The sequence below is a fragment of the Acetobacterium sp. MES1 genome (assembly GCF_002237635.1).
GTDB lineage: Bacteria > Bacillota > Clostridia > Eubacteriales > Eubacteriaceae > Acetobacterium > Acetobacterium wieringae.
In genome coordinates, this window is record NZ_MJUY01000050.1 from 26418 (window position 1) to 45247 (window position 18830).

At 45.4% G+C, this 18830-nt stretch carries 14 protein-coding genes; 5 read left to right on the forward strand and 9 right to left on the reverse strand.

The features are described from left to right. Positions 1-115: 115 nt before the first annotated feature. A complete protein-coding gene (locus BI182_RS13490) occupies positions 116-526 on the reverse strand; it encodes a hypothetical protein (RefSeq protein ID WP_250935559.1) in 411 nt (136 codons plus the stop codon). 166 nt (positions 527-692) lie between these two features. Further along, positions 693-2237 (reverse strand): sensor domain-containing diguanylate cyclase, encoded by a 1545-nt coding sequence (locus BI182_RS13495; RefSeq protein WP_286808613.1) that lies wholly within the window; start codon positions 2235-2237, stop codon positions 693-695. 333 nt (positions 2238-2570) lie between these two features. Between BI182_RS13495 and BI182_RS13500 the strand changes: the two genes are divergently transcribed. Continuing rightward, the gene (locus BI182_RS13500) at positions 2571-3611 is read left to right on the forward strand and encodes an alpha/beta fold hydrolase (protein ID WP_286808615.1); all 1041 of its coding nucleotides are present in this window, start codon (positions 2571-2573) and stop codon (positions 3609-3611) included. Here BI182_RS13500 and BI182_RS13505 read toward each other — a convergent pair. The 4 genes from BI182_RS13505 to BI182_RS13520 all read right to left on the reverse strand — a co-directional run bounded on the left by BI182_RS13505 (position 3600) and on the right by BI182_RS13520 (position 11136). Next, the gene (locus BI182_RS13505) at positions 3600-4709 is read right to left on the reverse strand and encodes an HD-GYP domain-containing protein (RefSeq protein ID WP_286808616.1); all 1110 of its coding nucleotides are present in this window, start codon (positions 4707-4709) and stop codon (positions 3600-3602) included. The two genes, BI182_RS13500 and BI182_RS13505, sit on opposite strands and share 12 nt — an antisense overlap. Then, positions 4709-7942, reverse strand: coding sequence for an ATP-binding protein (locus BI182_RS13510; protein WP_286808618.1), 3234 nt, complete (start codon positions 7940-7942; stop codon positions 4709-4711). The genes BI182_RS13505 and BI182_RS13510 overlap by 1 nt, the downstream gene beginning before the upstream one ends. Before the next feature lie 140 nt (positions 7943-8082). Beyond that, a complete protein-coding gene (locus BI182_RS13515; protein WP_286808620.1) occupies positions 8083-10668 on the reverse strand; it encodes a methyl-accepting chemotaxis protein in 2586 nt (861 codons plus the stop codon). A gap of 21 nt (positions 10669-10689) precedes the next feature. Beyond that, a complete protein-coding gene (locus BI182_RS13520; RefSeq protein WP_286808621.1) occupies positions 10690-11136 on the reverse strand; it encodes a hypothetical protein in 447 nt (148 codons plus the stop codon). 300 nt (positions 11137-11436) lie between these two features. Here BI182_RS13520 and BI182_RS13525 point away from each other — a divergent pair, with 300 nt between their 5' ends. Together BI182_RS13525 and BI182_RS13530 are read left to right on the forward strand one after the other, a co-directional pair. Beyond that, entirely contained in the window at positions 11437-12768 is a 1332-nt protein-coding gene (locus tag BI182_RS13525) for a PAS domain S-box protein (protein ID WP_286808622.1), read from the forward strand. 113 nt (positions 12769-12881) lie between these two features. Next, positions 12882-13406, forward strand: coding sequence for a DUF2284 domain-containing protein (locus BI182_RS13530; RefSeq protein WP_286808624.1), 525 nt, complete (start codon positions 12882-12884; stop codon positions 13404-13406). A 139-nt stretch (positions 13407-13545) separates the two neighbouring features. Here the strand turns inward: BI182_RS13530 and BI182_RS13535 are convergent, their stop codons facing one another. After that, positions 13546-14067, reverse strand: coding sequence for a 3-isopropylmalate dehydratase small subunit (locus tag BI182_RS13535; RefSeq protein ID WP_286808626.1), 522 nt, complete (start codon positions 14065-14067; stop codon positions 13546-13548). Between the two features lie 15 nt (positions 14068-14082). Then, on the reverse strand, positions 14083-15369 hold the full coding sequence (locus BI182_RS13540) for a 3-isopropylmalate dehydratase large subunit (protein WP_286808628.1): 1287 nt from the start codon (positions 15367-15369) through the stop codon (positions 14083-14085). A gap of 233 nt (positions 15370-15602) precedes the next feature. Here BI182_RS13540 and BI182_RS13545 point away from each other — a divergent pair, with 233 nt between their 5' ends. Together BI182_RS13545 and BI182_RS13550 are read left to right on the forward strand one after the other, a co-directional pair. Then, a complete protein-coding gene (locus BI182_RS13545; RefSeq protein WP_286808629.1) occupies positions 15603-16340 on the forward strand; it encodes a MerR family transcriptional regulator in 738 nt (245 codons plus the stop codon). 368 nt (positions 16341-16708) lie between these two features. Continuing rightward, positions 16709-17101, forward strand: a complete 393-nt coding sequence (locus BI182_RS13550; RefSeq protein WP_070372159.1) for a hypothetical protein — start codon at positions 16709-16711, stop codon at positions 17099-17101. A gap of 102 nt (positions 17102-17203) precedes the next feature. On the opposite strand, the gene BI182_RS13555 is transcribed toward BI182_RS13550, so the two are convergent. Further along, a complete protein-coding gene (locus tag BI182_RS13555; RefSeq protein WP_070372161.1) occupies positions 17204-18394 on the reverse strand; it encodes an MFS transporter in 1191 nt (396 codons plus the stop codon). Positions 18395-18830 lie beyond the last annotated feature (436 nt).

The window sequence follows — 18830 nt, forward strand, 5'->3', positions numbered from 1 at the left end:
GGGATTTTTGAGTTTTTTCGGCTTAAAATTAAAACGTCTATCAGAACGGTGAATCACGCTTTATCTTAATTGTTTTGACATTTTTTTGCTGGCTCTATTCACTATCGCTGACAGCTTACGCAGTTTTTAGCAATCCTTTTTCACCGCACAGTCTGGTCAGCTCTTCGCCGATGATCCGGGTCATCTGATTAAGGTCAATGTTTTCGCCATTGAGGACGTCATACCAGCCACCGGTCACCGCATCGCCGACGGTTTCTTTGAGGATGCCGCCGACGCCATTGTAGATTTTGGTGATCGTCACTGTGGTTCCGCTTAAAGCCACCTGGATAACATATTTGTCTACCGGTGGAAACTGAATGCAATGCATAATTCCTTTTCCGGTCAGCTGGGGTTCCCCACAGGGATAGGTTCCTGCCTTCATAATCTCGTGCAGTTCTTCATAACTCAGTTTTTGATTGAGTTTGACCTTATCGTAGCTTTTAATCATATCTTTAGAACCCTGTTTAAACTTATCAAAAAATCCCATTTTGTACTCCTCTGCTAATTGAAATGGTTACGGCGCCTATTAAAAAGCACTTCTATAGAAAGTTTAACCCATTCATCAACCGAGTACAATCGCAGTTCACGATGAAAACCAGCCATTCGCGAAATCCACCGTTGGGAGTCAAGCGATACGGTGGATCCCGACTAACCTAGACTTGGATAAAGCAACTGCGGTTCTTACCACTTTTCTTTGCTTGATAGAGTCCCTGATCTGCCCGTTTGATGGCTGCTATTTCATCGCCGTCACCAGGAATGAAATAAGCAACTCCCATGGAGACCGTGATCTTTCGCGGTTGGCCGCAACAGTCATAGTTAAAGGATGCAGCAACATCCAGCAGTTTTGCGGTAAAAGCTTCAACGTCATCCTCTTTGAGCCCCTGACAAGCCAGCAAAAATTCTTCACCGCCCCAGCGGAAAAGTTTATCATTGCTGCGGATGTGCTGATTAATTATAGTTGCCAGCCTGATCAAGACCTGATCGCCGACATCGTGGCCGCAGTCATCGTTGACCTTTTTAAAATCGTCAATATCGATCATAATAAAGGCTGGGCTTGTTCCAGTAATTTTATAAGTTTTGAAGTTTTTTGCCAGACAATCGTTCCCGGCCCGGCGGTTATAGGTTTGGGTCAAGGTATCGATGTAAACGGCCGCCTTCAGTTCCTGCTCTGAATTTCGGTAATACCAGCCTTCAATGCGAGTCATGGCAATAACTACTACTCCGATCAGTACAACAATAAACCCCGTCAGGGCCAGCAGCATCCAGATGGTTTTTTGGTGACTGGCTTCGGTGGCGCTGCTCACGTAGCTGCTAATATCATCAAGATGGACCCCCATCGCGACAATCCAGTTATACTCGGGATACAGTCGGGCATAGGTCAGCTTTTCGGAAACCACGTCCGAATTCATTTTTTTAAAGAAATAGGTGTAGAAAATTTCACCATCAGCCTTGACCCCTTCCAGTTCCTCCAGATAGGGAAAATGCCCCCGAATATCGGTCATGCTGGTCGACAATGGCTGGCCTTCGGTGTCTTTTAAATTGGGATGAATCAGGCGGATACCATAGTTGTCCCCACCTTCAAAATTGACCACCTTGTTGACCCAGAAATAGGCATCGTTAGAGTAACGGGATGCATGGATCAGCGCCCGGGTATTCTCTTCCACAATTTCTGCCACCCGACTTTGCCGGACACCAAAGAAAACCTGGTACGAACCATAATCCTTTTTGACGGATGAAGTCATCAACGGCAATAGTTGTTCCGTATTTTGTGAAAATGACAAACTCTGATCGATCTCTGCGATGTTAACTGCATAGATCGTTCTCCCGGTAGTTGAATCGGCAATCAGTACAGTAAAATAAGTCTGCCGGATTGGATCCTCAAAATAAAGGATGGCTTGTTCCAAAAAAGCATCAGGGTTAAAGGTATTGTAACCATCCAAAGCCGCTTCAGCCAACTGGTTGAGTCTGGCAAAGAGGGTTTCCTGGGCCTGGCGTTCCTGATCGATAGTAAGGATCAAGTTATCGACATTATCTTTTAAAAAGGTCTTTTTGACATCGATGATACTGACTTCTAAACTCTTTTGATGATCAATTTCGATCTGATATGACATCAGCAAAAAGGCCAGACTGCTGAGCCCGCCAAGGATTAAAATAATGACCACAAGAATCTGACGGTATTTTTTTCGCAAGGGTTCCATTGGCATTCTCCTGACCATCGATTGTCTAATTCAACGTGTAACACCACTAAACCGGTATCGCCATGGTTGCAACCGAAAGTTTTTTGCTTCATTTTTGATAACGCGTCTTTTATTATAGCATCATTCTCAGCAATTGATAAGCAGATTTTAAACAATCCAAAGCCCTATGGCCAATCCCAAAGATCGGCCACAGATTTTTAGCTATTCACTGAAACAGCCCTTCCTGCTTGACGCGATCAGATTGATTCGATATAATCGAGCCAGTCGATTCATTAAAATTGCAGTTCACCGTATGCTGATCTGCAGCATATTCAGTTGGGAAAGGACACCATCATGGCGCTATTTTTTGTTGTACTTCTAGGTTTGCTCAGTATCATCAGCACCCTGTTGATAGTTGTATTTTCTGGTAAAATGATTCCCTATACCAATGCCAGCGGTCAGGTGCTGCCGGGCAGTTTAGCCGAAAAATCCTGGGTCACCATCAACGGCGTCGAAATGGGGATGATTATTAAATCCCGGGATATCAAAAAACCGGTGCTGCTATTTGTTCATGGCGGTCCGGGAATGCCTGAATATTGGCTGAACGAAAGCCATCCTGCCCAATTGGACGAACTGTTTACGGTGGTCTGGTGGGATCAGCGCGGGGCCGGGCTGTCCTACGATAACAAGATTTCGGCAGAGACGATGACCACAGCCCAGCTGGTAGCCGATACCATCGCCGTGACAAAGTATTTGTGTCAGCGCTTTCGTCAGGATAAGATCCACCTGATGGGCCACTCCTTTGGTACCTATCTTGCCATTCAGGCGGCGGTCCAGGCTCCGCAGCTCTACCACGCCTATATCGGGGTGGCGCAATCGGTCAACCTGGCGCTATCGGAAGAACTGGCCTATGAATGGCTGCTGGAATACTATCGCGATGATAAAAAAAATCGTCTGCAACTTGAAAAATTTCCCTACGGCACCGCTGCCTACGAGCGGATTCGCGACCGAGTGATGCATGAGGCCGGGATTGGCACGACCCACAAAATGTACTCGGTGGTAAGCGGTATATTTATCGCGGTGATGAAACACCGCGAGTACACGCTCAAAGAAAAGTTTCAGCTCTGGCAGGGCAAGGCTTTTTCCCAAAGCTCGACCCTGAACGAGGAATTCCGCCAGGCCAATCTCAGTGATCTTATTACCCGGCTTGATCTTCCTGTCCTGTTTTTTTCCGGGGCCTACGATTATACCGTCAACCATCACTTGTCAGAAATCTTTCTCGAGGATATAAAGGCCCCCCAAAAGCACTTTTATCTTTTTGAAGATTCCGCCCATAGTCCCATTTTTGAAGAACCGGAGGCGGTCCTGAAAATTTTAAAGGCGCTAATCGCCTAGAGCAACAGCGGTACCGGGCTCCCGGTATTTGCGGGCAATCGCTTTAAATTTTTCGTGAACCTGGATAAACGCCGCCACCACCGCCGGATCAAAATGCCGGCCAGAGTCTTCTTTTAAAATCGCCACCGCTTCCTCGTGGGAGACGGCATGTTTATAGACCCGTTGGCTGGTGATTGCATCATAGGCATCGGCCAGGGCCACAATTCGTGCTGACAGGGGGATGTGTTCTCCCGACAGACCCTGGGGGTAACCACTGCCATCCCATTTTTCATGGTGGGAAGAGACAATCTCTTTGGGGTATTTTAAATAGGTCTCGCGACGCCCCATAATCAGTTCGGCTTTCAGAATCGCTTCCCGACCCAGGGTGGCATGATTTTTCATAATTTCAAACTCCGTCTCTGTCAGTTTTCCCGGTTTTAACAAAATCGCATCGGGGATGCCAACCTTACCGATATCATGAAGGGGTGCGGAAGCCACAATGGTGTCGATGATTTCCCGGGTCAGGCTTTTTTGATAGCCTTCCCGGCGGGCCAGTTCTTCACAGAGTTCGCTGACATAAAGTTTGGTGCGCTGCAGATGCAGACCTGTTTCAGAATCTCTGGTTTCTGCCAGAGCCGCCATGGCCATAATTGAGACCTCCTGAATCAGAGCAACTTCGCGAGTACGCCGGGAAATTTCTTTCTCCAGAAAGTGATTCTGGCTTTTTAAAAAATCACTGGCTTTTTTCAGATCCAGATGGGTTTTCACCCGGGATAACAAAATCGGCGGACTGACCGGTTTGGTGATATAATCTGCAGCGCCCAATTCAAAGCCCTTACTCTCGGCTTGGATATCATTTTGGGCCGTCAGAAATATAATTGGGATGTCCCAGAAATCTATATCATTTTTAAGCGCGCGGCATACCTCGTAGCCGTCCATCTCCGGCATCACCACATCCAGCAGGATGATATCCGGCGGGTTTTTAGCAATCATGGCGATGGCTTTGGCGCCATTAATGGCTACCTTGACCTGATACAGCTGGCGCAACAACCCGCTAATCAGGGCAATATTGTCGGGATTATCATCGACTACCAGAACGGTTTGTTTTTCCTGTGTCATTAGTCCTCACCTCTTTCCTTGCGGATGACCTCAAGTAGCCCCGCCGCTTCATCAAAGGCATAGCCGCGCAGCAGGTCTGCCAGCTGCGTAAATTCATTTGACTTCAGCATCCTGCTAAACATTTGCCGGTTTTCTTCAAAACACTCCAGTGCTTCGCTGTCTCCTTCCTGGAGCAGTTCCAGCAGTTCGCCAAGTAATTTATGCCAGATTGCCTGATCAGCTTTGACCAATGATTCTGGTTGTTCCTCCGCCTGACTCTTAATAAAATTCATGATGGCAGTATAAAAGTCGTCAAAGTCTTCTTTAAATGCGACTAATTGTTGAGAAACCTGATCATTCGAGCCTGCTTCCAGAAGGAGTGCTTCCATTTCGCAAACCTGTTGATATAGCCCGGTAGCATTGATATTACCCAGAACGCCCTTGGCCGTGTGGAGTTTTCGCAACAATAAATCTTTATTGCTACTATCACAGGCGGAGATCATCTCACTAGCCATGTCAGCATGAGTTTCACCAAATACCGTTAGTAGGGTCACTATGATGTCCGGATTATTACCCAGTCGAGTTTGCAGGGTTTTCCAGTCAATTTCACTGATTTTTTCAGCTTCAAAATAGCTCGTTTCTAGTCTTTTCATTGCTGACGATTTCTCCTTATCTTTTTCAGTCATTTCCAAATCGCTCATTGTCTGCTCAGCAACAATTTGTGGTTTTATATATTGCCGAATCATATGATACAAAAGCTGGGGGTCAATCGGCTTGGAAATATGGTCATCCATCCCATTTTTGAGACATTCGTCACGCTCATCCACCGTGGTTCGGGCGGTCATCGCCAAAATAGGAATGATCGGATCGATGATCCGGATTTTTCGGGATGCTTCATAACCATCCATTACCGGCATCTGTAAATCCATCAAAATAAGATCATAGTAATCTCTTGATTCAGCCTCAATAATCCGATTGAGGGCACCTTCACCATTTTCCACCGCGTCCACCTGGGCACCAGCCTGGATTAACAACTCTTCGGCAATTTGGCGGTTGACAGGGTTATCCTCAGCGACCATAATCCGCAGGCCAGCAAGTGGTGTCTGCGGCTGGTCAAGCGGTGCATAAAAGGGCTCAGCTGTTGTCAATGTTTTGTGTGATTTTTCCAGCCAGACCTTGAAGCTAAAGGTGCTGCCAGACCCCAGTTGACTTTCAGCCCATATCTCGCCGCCCATCAGCTCGACAAGATTACGGCTGATGGTTAATCCCAATCCCGTCCCGCCATAGTGGCGAGTTGTGGAGTTATCATTCTGAGTAAATGGTTCAAAGAGCCGTTCTAAATTCTCCTGGACTATGCCAATTCCTGTATCTGTTACTGAAAATTTGAGCTGAATCTGATTATTCCGGCTTATTCCCTGCTCGATGGCGACGATAATTTCCCCATGCTTGGTAAATTTAACGGCATTCCCAACCAGGTTGGTCAGGATCTGTCCCAGCCGAAGCGGATCGCCCCGGAACCATTGTGGCAGAGCCGGATGCAGATCGACTATGAATTCCAGATTTTTGGAGGCTGAACTTTCAGCAAACAACTGAATCGCATCATTGACAACCTTTTTAATGTCAAAATCGATGGTTTCAATTTCCAGCTTACCGGATTCAATTTTAGAAAAATCCAGGATATCATTAATAATACCCAGTAGTGAAGTGGCGGCTCCGTGAATTTTTCGGAGATAGTCTTCCTGCCTGGCATCCAGCTGGGTTTGCATCGCCAAGTGGGACATTCCCAAAATGGCGTTCATCGGTGTTCTGATTTCGTGACTCATGTTGGCCAAAAATTGTGACTTGGCCTCGGTGGCGGCATTGGCATTTTTCAGCGCTACCTCTAATTCCTTTTCTTTCTCTTTGATTCCAGTGATATCTGTAAAAACCCCGAGAAAACCGCCTACAGAACCATCTGCCAGATAATAAACGTTGAGACTGTAAAGAGCAACCCCGCTTTTCCCGTTAGCACTTTGAAAAGTAGACTGCCGGACACAGGGCTTGCCGGTTGACAGTACTTCTTCCTTCATCCTTGAATATTCCCGAAAATCAGCTTCAGTCATCGGGGGAAATTCTAAAAGACTGTTATTGAGATAGACTTGGGTGTCCAATCCATAATGCTGTGAAAGCTTACTGTTCATACCCAGCAGCTGATCATCCCGGGAAACATAAAAGATACCACCAGGCATGGCATCCAGTAACTGGGTAGTAAAATAATGCTGGTTTTTTAATTCTTTGTTGAACGCGATTTCCTTCTCCAGCATCGCTTTGGTCACCTCAATCTGTCTGGTGTATAAGCAACTGACCATATAAAAAGCAATCACCAACAAATAAATCATCAGATCAATATCAAAACCGATGATATGCCAGGCCAGTAAGGGATAGGCCAGGAAATAAAAACCATTCTTCCAGGTTTCTGTAGATTTCTTTATTTTCTTGTTTTTTAACTGAGTAACCGCTTTTTGATTAAAGTAAACGCCGCCAATCGCAATTAAAAGAATACCGATCTTATATACCAGATCGATAGTATCACTCTGGTATATCAAGCTGGGATAAATAGCACTGATCAAATCCGTCAGGATCACGATGGCTAAACCTGACAATGCTATTTTATGACCCAGGGTAATCCCCCGTTCTTTAAAGTACAACCAGTTTAGCAGCAAGAGGCCATGAATAAAGAGGCTGAGGCTGATATAGAAAAAAGAAAAGATCTTAACCAGGTCACCAGCTATCATCAGTGCCCACTGCTGCTGGGGAACAGGCTTGAAAAAAACCAACCAGACGGTAATTCCCATACAAGTGATCAAGGTCATTAAATCTGCCATTACCTGAAATTGGCTGGTTTTTTTGGTCACGAAACTATACAAGGCTGCAATCATTATCAGCATCAGAACCCGGCTGATAGCATATAGAACGACTTCCAGGTTGTAAAAACTGACGAGATTATAACCTTCTGAAAAAATAATGAGTTCCCCCACCATCGCGATGACGTCAGCAATAAACCAGGCCATAAAAGCATAGGCAACCAGCTTTTTGACAACCTGATTATCTTTCATCATTGTGGTGAAATAGTACATCGATACCCAAGCCAAAAGGCTGGCTCCGGGTTTCAGAAGTATCATCAGTTGATGGTATTCCAATGCGAAAGTCAACAGATAGGCAATCGCATACATGATGATCAACCCAATGAATAAGTGCTTGTTTTTTTCTGTCATATCCTGGTCCCCCTTTTTTTGATTCGAGCCCTTGCTTGTAGCCAACCGGCATTTTTTTCGGTCATGGTGATAGACAAAAAAATCTGGAAGGATCAACTCCCAGATTTCTCTTGTGTGTTAGTCTTATAATACCCCATTAATCAGTATTTATCCATTTCAAAATCATCAAGGATGATATCGATCGATGGTTTAATGACCGGTTCTGGTTTTTTTGTAATTGTCTGATTTATAGTTGGCTTCCGACCGGGGTTCGTTCCCTTTAAACGGAAGGCACCAACCTTATGTTTAAGCAACTCAGCCTGACCAGAAAGTTCCTCGCTGGCAGCGGCACTTTCTTCCGCTGTCGCCGAGTTGGTTTGAACCACCTGCGAAACCTGCTCAATTCCCAAATTGATCTGGGCAATTTCGGAAGCCTGATCGTTAGAGGCCTGGGCAATATTCCCCACTAGACTGGTGACTGTTTCCACCTCACTGAGAATTTCTTTCAGACTTTCGGCTGTTTCATCGGCAATTTTAGTACCGGCGTCGGTCTTGCTGATCGATCCTTCAATCAGAGCCGTAGTTTCCTTGGCAGCTTCAGCGCTGCGGGCAGCCAGGGTCCGGACCTCTTCGGCCACTACGGCAAAGCCCTTGCCATGTTGGCCAGCCCGGGCGGCTTCCACCGCCGCATTTAAGGCCAGAATATTGGTCTGGAAGGCGATGTCGTCAATAACCTTGATAATTTTTGAGATATTGCTGGAAGCCTCGTTGATTTCGACCATGGCCGCTACCATATTGGTCATCTGGCTGTTGCCGATCTCGGCTTTTGCTTTGACATTATTTGCCAGCTCATTGGCTTGATTGGCAAACTTGGCATTTTGCTTGGTTTCCCCAGCCACTTCTTCCATCGATGCGGTCAGTTCCTGAATGGAGCTGGCTTGTTCAGTTGTTCCCTGAGCCAAAGCCTGGCCACCATCGGATATCTGGGTTGCTCCTGCTTCGACCTGACCAGCGGCATCGTTGATGTCGGACATGGTTGTACTGAGACTGCTGGTAATATCATTAAGGGCGGTTTTGATGGCCTGGAAATCTCCCAGATACTCATTGGTAATTTCCAGATCCAGATTTCCCTGACCGATCTGCTCAAGCGTATGCGTTATTTCTTCAACATATTCACTTAAAAATGTGATCGTTCCATTTAATGCTTCTTTTATTTGAGCATGATCGCCACGATAATCACCTTGCATTTTGGTATGCAGATTCCCCTGGGACAATTGGGTAAGGGTCGCCGAGGCTTCTTCGATGGGAGCAATGACGGCATCCAGAGTCTGGTTAAAGCCGGTGACAATTTTCCCGTATTCGCCAGGGAATCCGGAGACATCACCACGGTTGCTTAAATTACCTTCAATGGCAATCCTGGCCATTTTTTCGGTTTCATCAACCAGGTTGATAATGTTCTGAATCATCCCTACCAGAGCCGGAATTAAGGTATCCTTATCACTACGCTTGCCAACTTTTGACAAGACTTCCAGATCGCGCATGTCGCCATTGGCAATATTGGTTGAAATTTCCACGATCCGGGTTAAGCGGGTATGGACATCATTGATGGAATGGCCAATTTCAGCAAAGATGCCCTGATAATTGGTGGACATGGTTTCAGAATAGTCGTTGAGGCTCATTTTTGCCAAGACCCGATTACTTTCCACTAAAGCCCCCAGGCCATCGATACAGGCATTAATACTGTTCTTAAGGGTATTAAAATCACCATTATACGTTTCCGTAATTTTTTCCGGAATTTGTCCTTTACCAATCTGATCCACATAATCCGCCGCCACATTCAAAGGGCTAATTACTGCATCGAGGGTGTTATTGACCCCTTCGACAATTTCTTTAAAACCGCCTTTAAAAGCCTCAGCATCTCCCCTGGTTTTCCAGTCACCTGCTAAAGCTGCTGTTGAAAGCATGGTCGCTTCGGCAATCAAGGCCCGAATGGTTTCAACGGTTTGCTTTAATACTGGTTTCACTTCATCTAATGGATCTGTTACCATGATATCAGCCGACAGATCTCCGTCAGCGATTTTTTTCATCAGGCCCATAATCCCATACTGCAGGGTGTCTGCCAGTTGATTAAGGGAATCTGTCATCTCGCCTACTTCGTCTTGTGACGTGATCTCCAAACGTTGACTGAGGTGGCCGTCGTAAATTTCTTTGATCAAGCCGTTGGCGGCCAGGACTGGTTTAACGATCCGTTTTGAAATAACAAATGCAACCGCCGCTCCCGCCACCATGATCACCAGTCCTAAAATAATTATGGTGTTACGCAGCTGATTAATCGGCGCCAACATCACCGCTTCCGATTCGGTCACCAGCAGGTTCCAGCTGGTTCCCGGCACAGGGGCCACGTAGGCCAGCTTTGTATCGCCATTAAAGTCATAGCTGATATGGGTCACACTTTGGGGCGCTATTTCTTTGAGCCGGGCGCCCATGGCGTTGGGGCCATCTTTTTCGATGTTGTCAAAGACGTTGGTCTGATCCAGTATCAGTTGATCGTTGGGATGGGCCATCATTACGCCATTCTCACTGATCACCATGCCATATTTATTGGTTCCGTCACCCAGATTATTGACGATATTCTTAAGAAAGGTGGGATCCCGGCGACCAACCAGTAGCCCGGCCACCTGACCATTCTTCATAATTGGCGCAACATCAAAAACCACCGGTTCCTTGGTGACCTTACTGATAGCCACATCGGAGACACTGTTATTGCCTTAAAACCCTTCTTCATACCAGAATTCGCCCCAGGAATCAAACTCGCCGCCGTCAACCAGATATTTGGCATGGCCGTTTAAATCCATAACGGCAATATCCTGGTAACCCAGCCGTTCCATACTATCGGCAAGGGCTGCCGCCTGAGTGGCAAAGTCCATACTGGTAATCGATTCGCGTCGGGCAACCTCATTTAAGGTGGCCAGATTGCCAGCAATGGCCTGACCAATGTGATTGGCCGCTTCTTCCACGTATTCCAGAGCATCAGCTTCGCTACCCTGGTCAATGATCTTGGCCCCGGTATTAATGACCAGGATAGCCAGGGTGATAATGGCTGCTGTCAGAATCAGAACCGTCATTAGAATCAACTTGACTGACAGGCGCGTTTTTACGACGAAGTTTGCTTGGCCATCGTGATTGTTTGTTGGTGTTTGATTTTTTGTCTTCATTTTTTTGCTCCTTTTAAAAAGATTTTTCAGCATTAATAATTGACCCATGATAAAATTAACAATTCTCTTGAGTAGTTGTTTTGCAGATAAGCTTAATATAAACGCAAATAAATTCCACGACAGTTCCTGATAATACTCTTTTCGACCGATCATCAGAAAATGTTAGTAAAATAATATTTTTAGGATTAATTCCGATTTACACTTGAAAGCCATTGCAAATGGCATTATACTATAGATGACTCAACAAATTCTCAACAGCAACTTTGGTCATTTATCGAATAATCAATGGAGGATAAAATTTTGAATAATTCACCACCATTTAACATTGAAAAGCTGAAATTTCTATTGGACAACCCCTTTGACTGTTTCTGGGTATTTGATATCACAACGACCCGATTTATTTATATCAGCCCGGCCGTTTTTACCCAACTGGGCTGGACCGTCGACGAGGTGATGAATCTGCCAATTGACAAAATCTTTTCCCCGAAAAGTTTACAGAAACTAATGAATGAAGAAATTAAACGCTACCATCATTTCATCACCGGTGACCGTCGACCTGAAATTGTCAGTAGTCTGGGGGAGTATGAACAATACTGCAAAGACGGCTCCATCATTCCCGTGGAAATTTCAACCCACCTTGTCTGCGACGATGAACAATCTGGAGCGATAGTCGTCGGTATTACCCGGGATATAACAAAACGAAAAAATTATGAAAACCACCTTCTTAACGTTATCTTAACCCAACAGGGAAAGATCAGAGAATTGGAAGAGAGCCAACATACCCAGCCGGCACTAATCATTCATTTTTTCGGTAAATTCTTGGTCACTCTGCGCGGCTCTACCCTTCCAGTCAAATGGCGAACCACCAAAACTGAAGAACTGCTTGCTTTTCTGCTACAACATGATCAGCTATGTGTTTCCCGAAATAGTATTATCGATGCCCTCTGGCTAGAAACTGATGGCGATAAAGCTGCCAAATATCTGCATACCACCCTCTATAATTTAAAAAAGGACCTCAAAGCTCATGACATCGCCTTTGATTGGCAACTGATCAATGGGTCGTATTGCTTTTCTCTTCCGGATTATTCTTCTGATCTACAAGAATATAAGGCGATGATCAAGATGGAAGTCACCCCCCAGAACGTCCTAAAAATCGTTCAGGTGTTGGAAACGATAGACGTAGTGGAATCACTCAGCAAGAAATCAATTCGCAAAATCGAAGCTGGCATCCGTCTTTATCGGGGGGATTTTCTTGAGGAAAATGATTATCTCTGGGCTGCTGCCCAACGGGCTGACTACCGTGCTCTTTTTGAAAGAACTTTATATACCCTGGCTCGCTATTATTTTTTAATTCATGACTACCCATCCTGCCGTCGCATCATTTTCAAACTCATCGATTTAGACATTCTTAACGAAACCTACCATGAAATGCTTTTAAAAATTTATATTTTCGAGAAAAATAATGATGCCTTCATGAAACATTATCAGCATCTGAAAGCTCTGCTCCAATCAGAGTTGAACCAACCTCCTAATGCTGCCATTATGAATCTTTATCAACAATGTCATGATCAGGACAAGCTCCGGACTTCAGACAAAAATATTTACTATCAGCCTTTTTTTAAAAATAATTGACTTATTTATAGCCAACAGGAAAGGTTTGTAATAAAATTGCATTAACAATTTAAATGTAATTCATTTTTAACAAGCTATTCAATTTTTAATCCTAAATAATCTGTGGAGGAACAATGTTAAAAGACAAAATTATCACCGCCATCAATGAAGTCGGTTTCGACGAGTACCAGGAAATTACCTCAGCTGAGATAATCTTTGCTGACGCTGTGTTTGCCAGCTGCAAGGCCAACACCTGTGGCAATTACGGCCAGAATTACTCCTGTCCCCCGCTTTCCGGCGACATGGACGAAAATAAAGCCCGCTTTTTAAAATACGACCACGCCATCATCCTCAATAAAATAATGTTTCTGGGGGAGTATTATGAGCAAATGGAAACGAGTACCCTTGCGGTTCTGGCCTTACTTGATCAGCTCCGGGATAAACTGGAGAACGAACCGGTGATGATTGCCGGTCCCGGCGGCTGTAATCTCTGTGCCGAATGTTCGGCTAAAACTGGCGAAGACTGCCGTTTTCCGGACGAGCGCCGTTATTCTTTAGAGGGTAGCGGAATGGATATTGTCACGATGTCACGAAAACTGGGAATGACCTATAACGGCGGCGACAAAAAAGTCGGTTTCTTTATGATGGTGCTTTATTAATTTAAGCAACTTACATTAAGAGCTGCCATTTACTGTTAATCAATTTGTAACTAACCACAAAAAAGACTGCTAACCCAAAGGTTTGGCAGTCTTTTATTATTTTCTATGAAACTTTTTTTTAATTTAATACCGGCTGATTCTAGTAATTCTTATCGGCGTAACCAACCCAGCCGCCTTCTTTGACCAGGGTTTTGTCAAATTCGCCGACGGCAAAATCAATGGTTTCGGATTTGCCATCAGCCTGGATCACAATTTGGCTGCCATCGACATCAATTTCCATGGTCACGGCTTTCCCGGCATAGTCTTTAAAGAGTCCATCGATGGTTGCTTTGGGTAATTCAATGGCAAACATCCCACAATTATACATGTTCTGTCTAAAAATCCGGGCAAAACTTTCGGCAATCACGACGTTGATGCCATTGACTTCCAGGGCCCAGGGGGCATGTTCACGGGACGAACCGCAACCAAAGTTTTCCCGGGTCACAATGACCGCCTTATCCTCGGTATCAGCCCGGGAAAAGCCGGGCAAGACCAGATCCTCCAGCAGATTGGGCTTTAAGGCCTCTTTGGTAATTTCGGTCAGATATTTGGCCGGGATGATCTCATCGGTGTTAATATCACTACGATCTAAAAATAATACATTTCCTGTAAATGTCTTCATGTCCTTCCCCCTTTTCTAAGCTTTGTATAAGTCGGAATTTTCAATGGTTCCGCTAATGGCTGCCGCTGCTGCCGAGGCCGGACTCATCAAATGAACCATGCCGCCCTTACCCATCCGGCCGTTGAAATTACGGTTGGTGGTGGAGGCACAGACTTCGCCTTCAGCCAGGACCCCGTTGCTCATCCCCAGACAGGCGCCGCAGGTCGGGTTGGTGACACAGAAACCAGCATCCTGGAAGATTTCGATGATGCCTTCTTTTAAAGCCAGCGAATAAATGGCTGGGGTCGCCGGGCTGACAATGGCGCGGACGGTATCGCTGATTTTTTTGCCCTTGAGAACTTTCGCGGCGATCCGCAAATCTTCAATCCGGCCGTTGGTGCAGCTACCGATATAGATCTGATCAACTTTGGTGCCGGACACTTCGGCCACGGTTTTGACCTGATCGGGTTTGTAACCGACGGTAACCATCGGTTGCAGTTGTGAGACATTGTAAGTAAGCACCCGTTCGTAGTCGGCATCCGCATCGGAAACCCATTTAGAATAATCGGCCAGAGCGTCTTCTTTGGTAGCGAATTCGTCCTGGATGAAGTCCCAGAGATAATCGACGGTGGTCATATCCGGATAGCAGATCCCGCAGGTGCCACCGGCTTCAATGGCCATATTGCACAAAGTCATCCGGGATTCCATCGACATCGCATCGACAACGGGACCGGTAAATTCAATGACCATATTGGTTGCACCGTTCACAGTCAGCTCTTTAATGATAAAGAGGATCAGATCCTTGGCATAAACGCCTGGTTGCAGGGACCCGGTTAAAACAATTTTAATGGTTTTAGGAAAATGAAAGGCGCAAACTCCTTTTAGAATCCCAACTTCCAGATCGGTGGTACCGATTCCGGCGGCAAAAGCCCCAAAGGCCCCATGGGTACAGGTGTGTGAATCGCCCATGATGATGGTGTAGCCGGGTCGGACAAATCCTTTTTCCGGGAAGATGGCGTGACAGACGCCGTTTCTGCCCACATCAAAAAAGTCCTTTATGTCATGTCTCCGGGCCCAATCCCGGAGGATTTTGCCCTGTTCGGCGGTTTTGGAATCCTTGGCGGGGGTGACATGGTCAATCACGGCCTTGATCTTTTCGGGATCGAAAACCCGATCCATCCCCCGGGCCATCAGATCGGTGATGGCAATTGGTGTGGTGATTTCATGACAGAAAACCCGGTCCAGTTTTAACACATGTGTATCTGGAAATGGCTCGTCTACCCGATGTGCATCAAATATTTTTTCAGCTATTGTCTTACCCATTTTAATCTCCTTCTTTTTTGTCACTTTCTTAATCTCAATAAACTCTTCTCTATTATGACATAAAGCTGTAAATAGATCAATAAACCAGATACAATCAATCTCACTGGTTGCAAATATTTTCAGACTGACGAAAACTTTTTTTATTTCCCGCTTGACTCTAACCTTAGGTCATAGCTTATGATAGAAGCAGGTCAGGGAAAACCGAGCCGACAAATACCAGCAAGGAGAAGTAAATGAAAATGACGGTTAAGGAAGTGGCGACGCTTACCGGGGTCAGTGTGCGCACCCTTCACTACTACCATCGTGAAGGAATTCTGATTCCCTGTGAGATCACCGAAAATAAGTATCGATACTATGACGCGGCCAATCTGGCCCAGCTCCAGAATATTCTGTTCTTACGGGAACTGGATTTTTCGATCCAGGAAATCAAAGGGATTCTGGCCGACCCCAACTATGACGAAATGGATGCCTTTAAAAAGCAACGCCACCTGCTGCTGCTCAAACGACACCGTCTAGACAAACTGATTGCCTTGCTGGACCAAAAATTAGAAGGAGAAAAAACCATGAATTTTAAACCATTTGATATGAGTGAAATTGAAGCGAACAAGAAACAATACGAAACCGAGGTAAAAACACGTTGGGGCAAAACAGACGCCTACCGCCAAAGCCAGCAAAAAACCAATGGCTATAGCCCGGATCAGTGGGAAGCCATCCACAATGAAACAGAAGCCATCTATGCCGGCTTTGTTGCCAATATGAATAAAGATGCCGCTGACCCGGTGGTTCAGGAGCTGGTTGCCCAGTGGCAAGACAACATTACCCGACACTACTATGACTGTACAAAAGAAATCCTGGCTGGCTTGGGGCTGATGTATGTTCACGATGAGCGCTTCAAAGAAAACATCGACAGCCATGCCGAGGGCCTGGCCCAGTTCATGAGCGATGCCATTGCAATTTTTTCCAGTAAATAGGGAATAATCCCCATTATTTATATTTTTACATCAAAAATTAAGAACCATTTGGGCAATTCTACCACGAACTTCCCAAATGGTTCTTTTTATTTATCCCTTTGCGTTTACAACTTTGCTCACCCGCCAATAATCTGGGGGTACTTAGAAGATTTCTTACAACACATACCAGTTGCCGCTTAAATCTTCATAAAATCGTAATCTGTTGTTAACATAAAGTTCATATTCATCTGCTATGATTAAGATACCAATCAGGCAACATGACAATACGGAGTTGCTGATGATTGAAAAAAATAACTTGGCCACTGACTGATCAGTGTCCCTTATCCTGATTTAGCCGCTTGGTTAATCACATATTTTAGGAGAATAACATGAACCAATATACTTTAAATAATGCTTTTACCCTGTCTGATCTGGAAAAGACGATGACCAAAATCACTCAGCATATTAATCCCTCTCAGCTAAAATACCTTTTTGAACAGCCCCAGAAAAGCTGCCTGAAATATTTAAAGAGCCTCTGGACGGAGATTAACATCGAAAACCACTGTAATCTGACCGGCATCGATTTTAGCCAGGTTCACAAAACGGCGGATATTGAAATTCCCGAAACCCTCGACAATCAGTGCCGGGAATGTCTCAATACCAGCAAAAACAAACTTTCAGCCTATGAGCAGCTGTTTCTTTCCAACTATAATCTGGCCATGAATGACTTTGCCGATGACACCATTAAGGGCACCTATTCCAGCTACGACCACTATTTATAAACGCCTTGATCCAGGCGTTTGATACGATCTTCAACGACTTTAAGAAAGCCACCCCTTTCATAACCGAAATGAGTGGCTCTTTTTTTATTTTTTTTGTTTACTTTAGGACTGTTGCGGTGCCTCAGGCATTGGTGCCCCACCTTTTAATGGATTGACAATCAGGAAGATCACAAAGAATACGGTTGTCACAGCGACACTAACGGCAATTGGCGCTGTTACCGCATCACCGGTAATACCAGCAATGGCGCCAATCCAATAGGTTGACAGGAAACCGAAGAGGTTCATCCCGGCCATAAAGAAGGATACTCCCAAAGCCATCTGCGATGGTTTAACGGTCATTGAAATCAGCATCATACTGGCCGGAATCAGCGTTGACATGGCAAAGCCTTCAATGAAAACACCGACTGACAACAGCGCAATATTGCTGGCAAAAACAACCAGGGCGAAACCGATTGCCGCCAGAGCATAACCAACCGCCATGATAAAGCGGCCGGAGATTTTAAACAGTTTGCCAAAAACCGAACCAGCGACCATGCCGCCGATGGTTAGAAGGGCCAGAACAATACCGGCGGTGGCAGTCGTTCCCATGCCACGTTCGACAATCAGGGTCGACATGTTAACCAGCATCGGATAAACTGACAGGGTATAGATCCCATATACCAGAACGATGATAAACAATTTAACCGGCAGTTTTTCTTTAGGTGCTTTCTGGGTTTCCGCGGTAACCGGTGCTTGCGCAGGCTCTGGCAGGAAAAAAATAACCAGCAGTAGTGAGATTATACCCAGCGCATGAGGCAGGAAGCTGTAATTCCATCCAATCCCGGCAAAATAGCCGCCCATAAATTGAAGAACCATCCCGCCGATATTCATGGCCAGGGTGACCATACCCGTCATGGTTGCGACCTTATCGCCTTCATAAACACCCATAACCAGTGAATTGGCCAGTGGTGACATGATCCCCAGACCGATCCCAAAGACGGCCCGCTCAATCAGGATAACGGAGAAGTCGGTGGCAAAATAGGGGGCGACCCCACCGAGGACGAAGAGTGTCATCCCCAGTACTGCCAGGGTTCGGTATTTAACCTTGCTACCAGCGACCGACCCAGCAATCAGGGTTGCGGGAATTACGGTTAATGAGGGCAGTGTTGATACCAGCAAAAGCGTGGTAATCGGAAGATCTGAGAATTGTACAAAAATTGCATTCAGAGCCGGAGTAATGGTTCCGACACCCATTCCGAAAAACGCCATGGCCAAAATTGTAAAGGTAGAGATTGGTTTTACTTGTTGTTTCATTTTTTCCTCCTTTTAATTTTATTTGTGATTCAAGTGATTAAAAAAACCACAAATTTACGTGTTTACGATTTCCGTGATGTCAACTTGACTGAAATCTATTTTGTCGGTGAACGTTATGCTGTTACCAGTTCTTTTTCTTTTGCTGCGGCACTGTCAGCATCCGGAGCGTAACCATCAGCACCAACGTCAACAGCCTCTTCCGGTGTAACCGGGGCACACCCACAATTACCTTACATCTCCCTTCCTCCCGTTAAATGAATTCAATGTTCTTACGAAATAAGCAGATCTGGATAATTTTGGCCGTTTTTATGACAATCTAATCATTTCTGTCGAAACGCATAATAACGGCTTCCATCTCATGTTAATGAGGTTTTTATAAGACTTACCGTCCCAGATCGTTTGATTTAACCGGTTCAATAAATGTATTGTAATCGGT

Coding starts and splice junctions, on each gene's coding strand:
- BI182_RS13490 (WP_250935559.1), bottom strand. CDS start 526: ATGGGATTTTTTGATAAGTTTAAACAGGGTTCTAAAGATATGATTAAA.
- BI182_RS13495 (WP_286808613.1), bottom strand. CDS start 2,237: ATGGAACCCTTGCGAAAAAAATACCGTCAGATTCTTGTGGTCATTATT.
- BI182_RS13500 (WP_286808615.1), top strand. CDS start 2,571: ATGGCGCTATTTTTTGTTGTACTTCTAGGTTTGCTCAGTATCATCAGC.
- BI182_RS13505 (WP_286808616.1), bottom strand. CDS start 4,709: ATGACACAGGAAAAACAAACCGTTCTGGTAGTCGATGATAATCCCGAC.
- BI182_RS13510 (WP_286808618.1), bottom strand. CDS start 7,942: ATGACAGAAAAAAACAAGCACTTATTCATTGGGTTGATCATCATGTAT.
- BI182_RS13520 (WP_286808621.1), bottom strand. CDS start 11,136: ATGAAGACAAAAAATCAAACACCAACAAACAATCACGATGGCCAAGCA.
- BI182_RS13530 (WP_286808624.1), top strand. CDS start 12,882: ATGTTAAAAGACAAAATTATCACCGCCATCAATGAAGTCGGTTTCGAC.
- BI182_RS13535 (WP_286808626.1), bottom strand. CDS start 14,067: ATGAAGACATTTACAGGAAATGTATTATTTTTAGATCGTAGTGATATT.
- BI182_RS13540 (WP_286808628.1), bottom strand. CDS start 15,369: ATGGGTAAGACAATAGCTGAAAAAATATTTGATGCACATCGGGTAGAC.
- BI182_RS13545 (WP_286808629.1), top strand. CDS start 15,603: ATGAAAATGACGGTTAAGGAAGTGGCGACGCTTACCGGGGTCAGTGTG.
- BI182_RS13550 (WP_070372159.1), top strand. CDS start 16,709: ATGAACCAATATACTTTAAATAATGCTTTTACCCTGTCTGATCTGGAA.
- BI182_RS13555 (WP_070372161.1), bottom strand. CDS start 18,394: ATGAAACAACAAGTAAAACCAATCTCTACCTTTACAATTTTGGCCATG.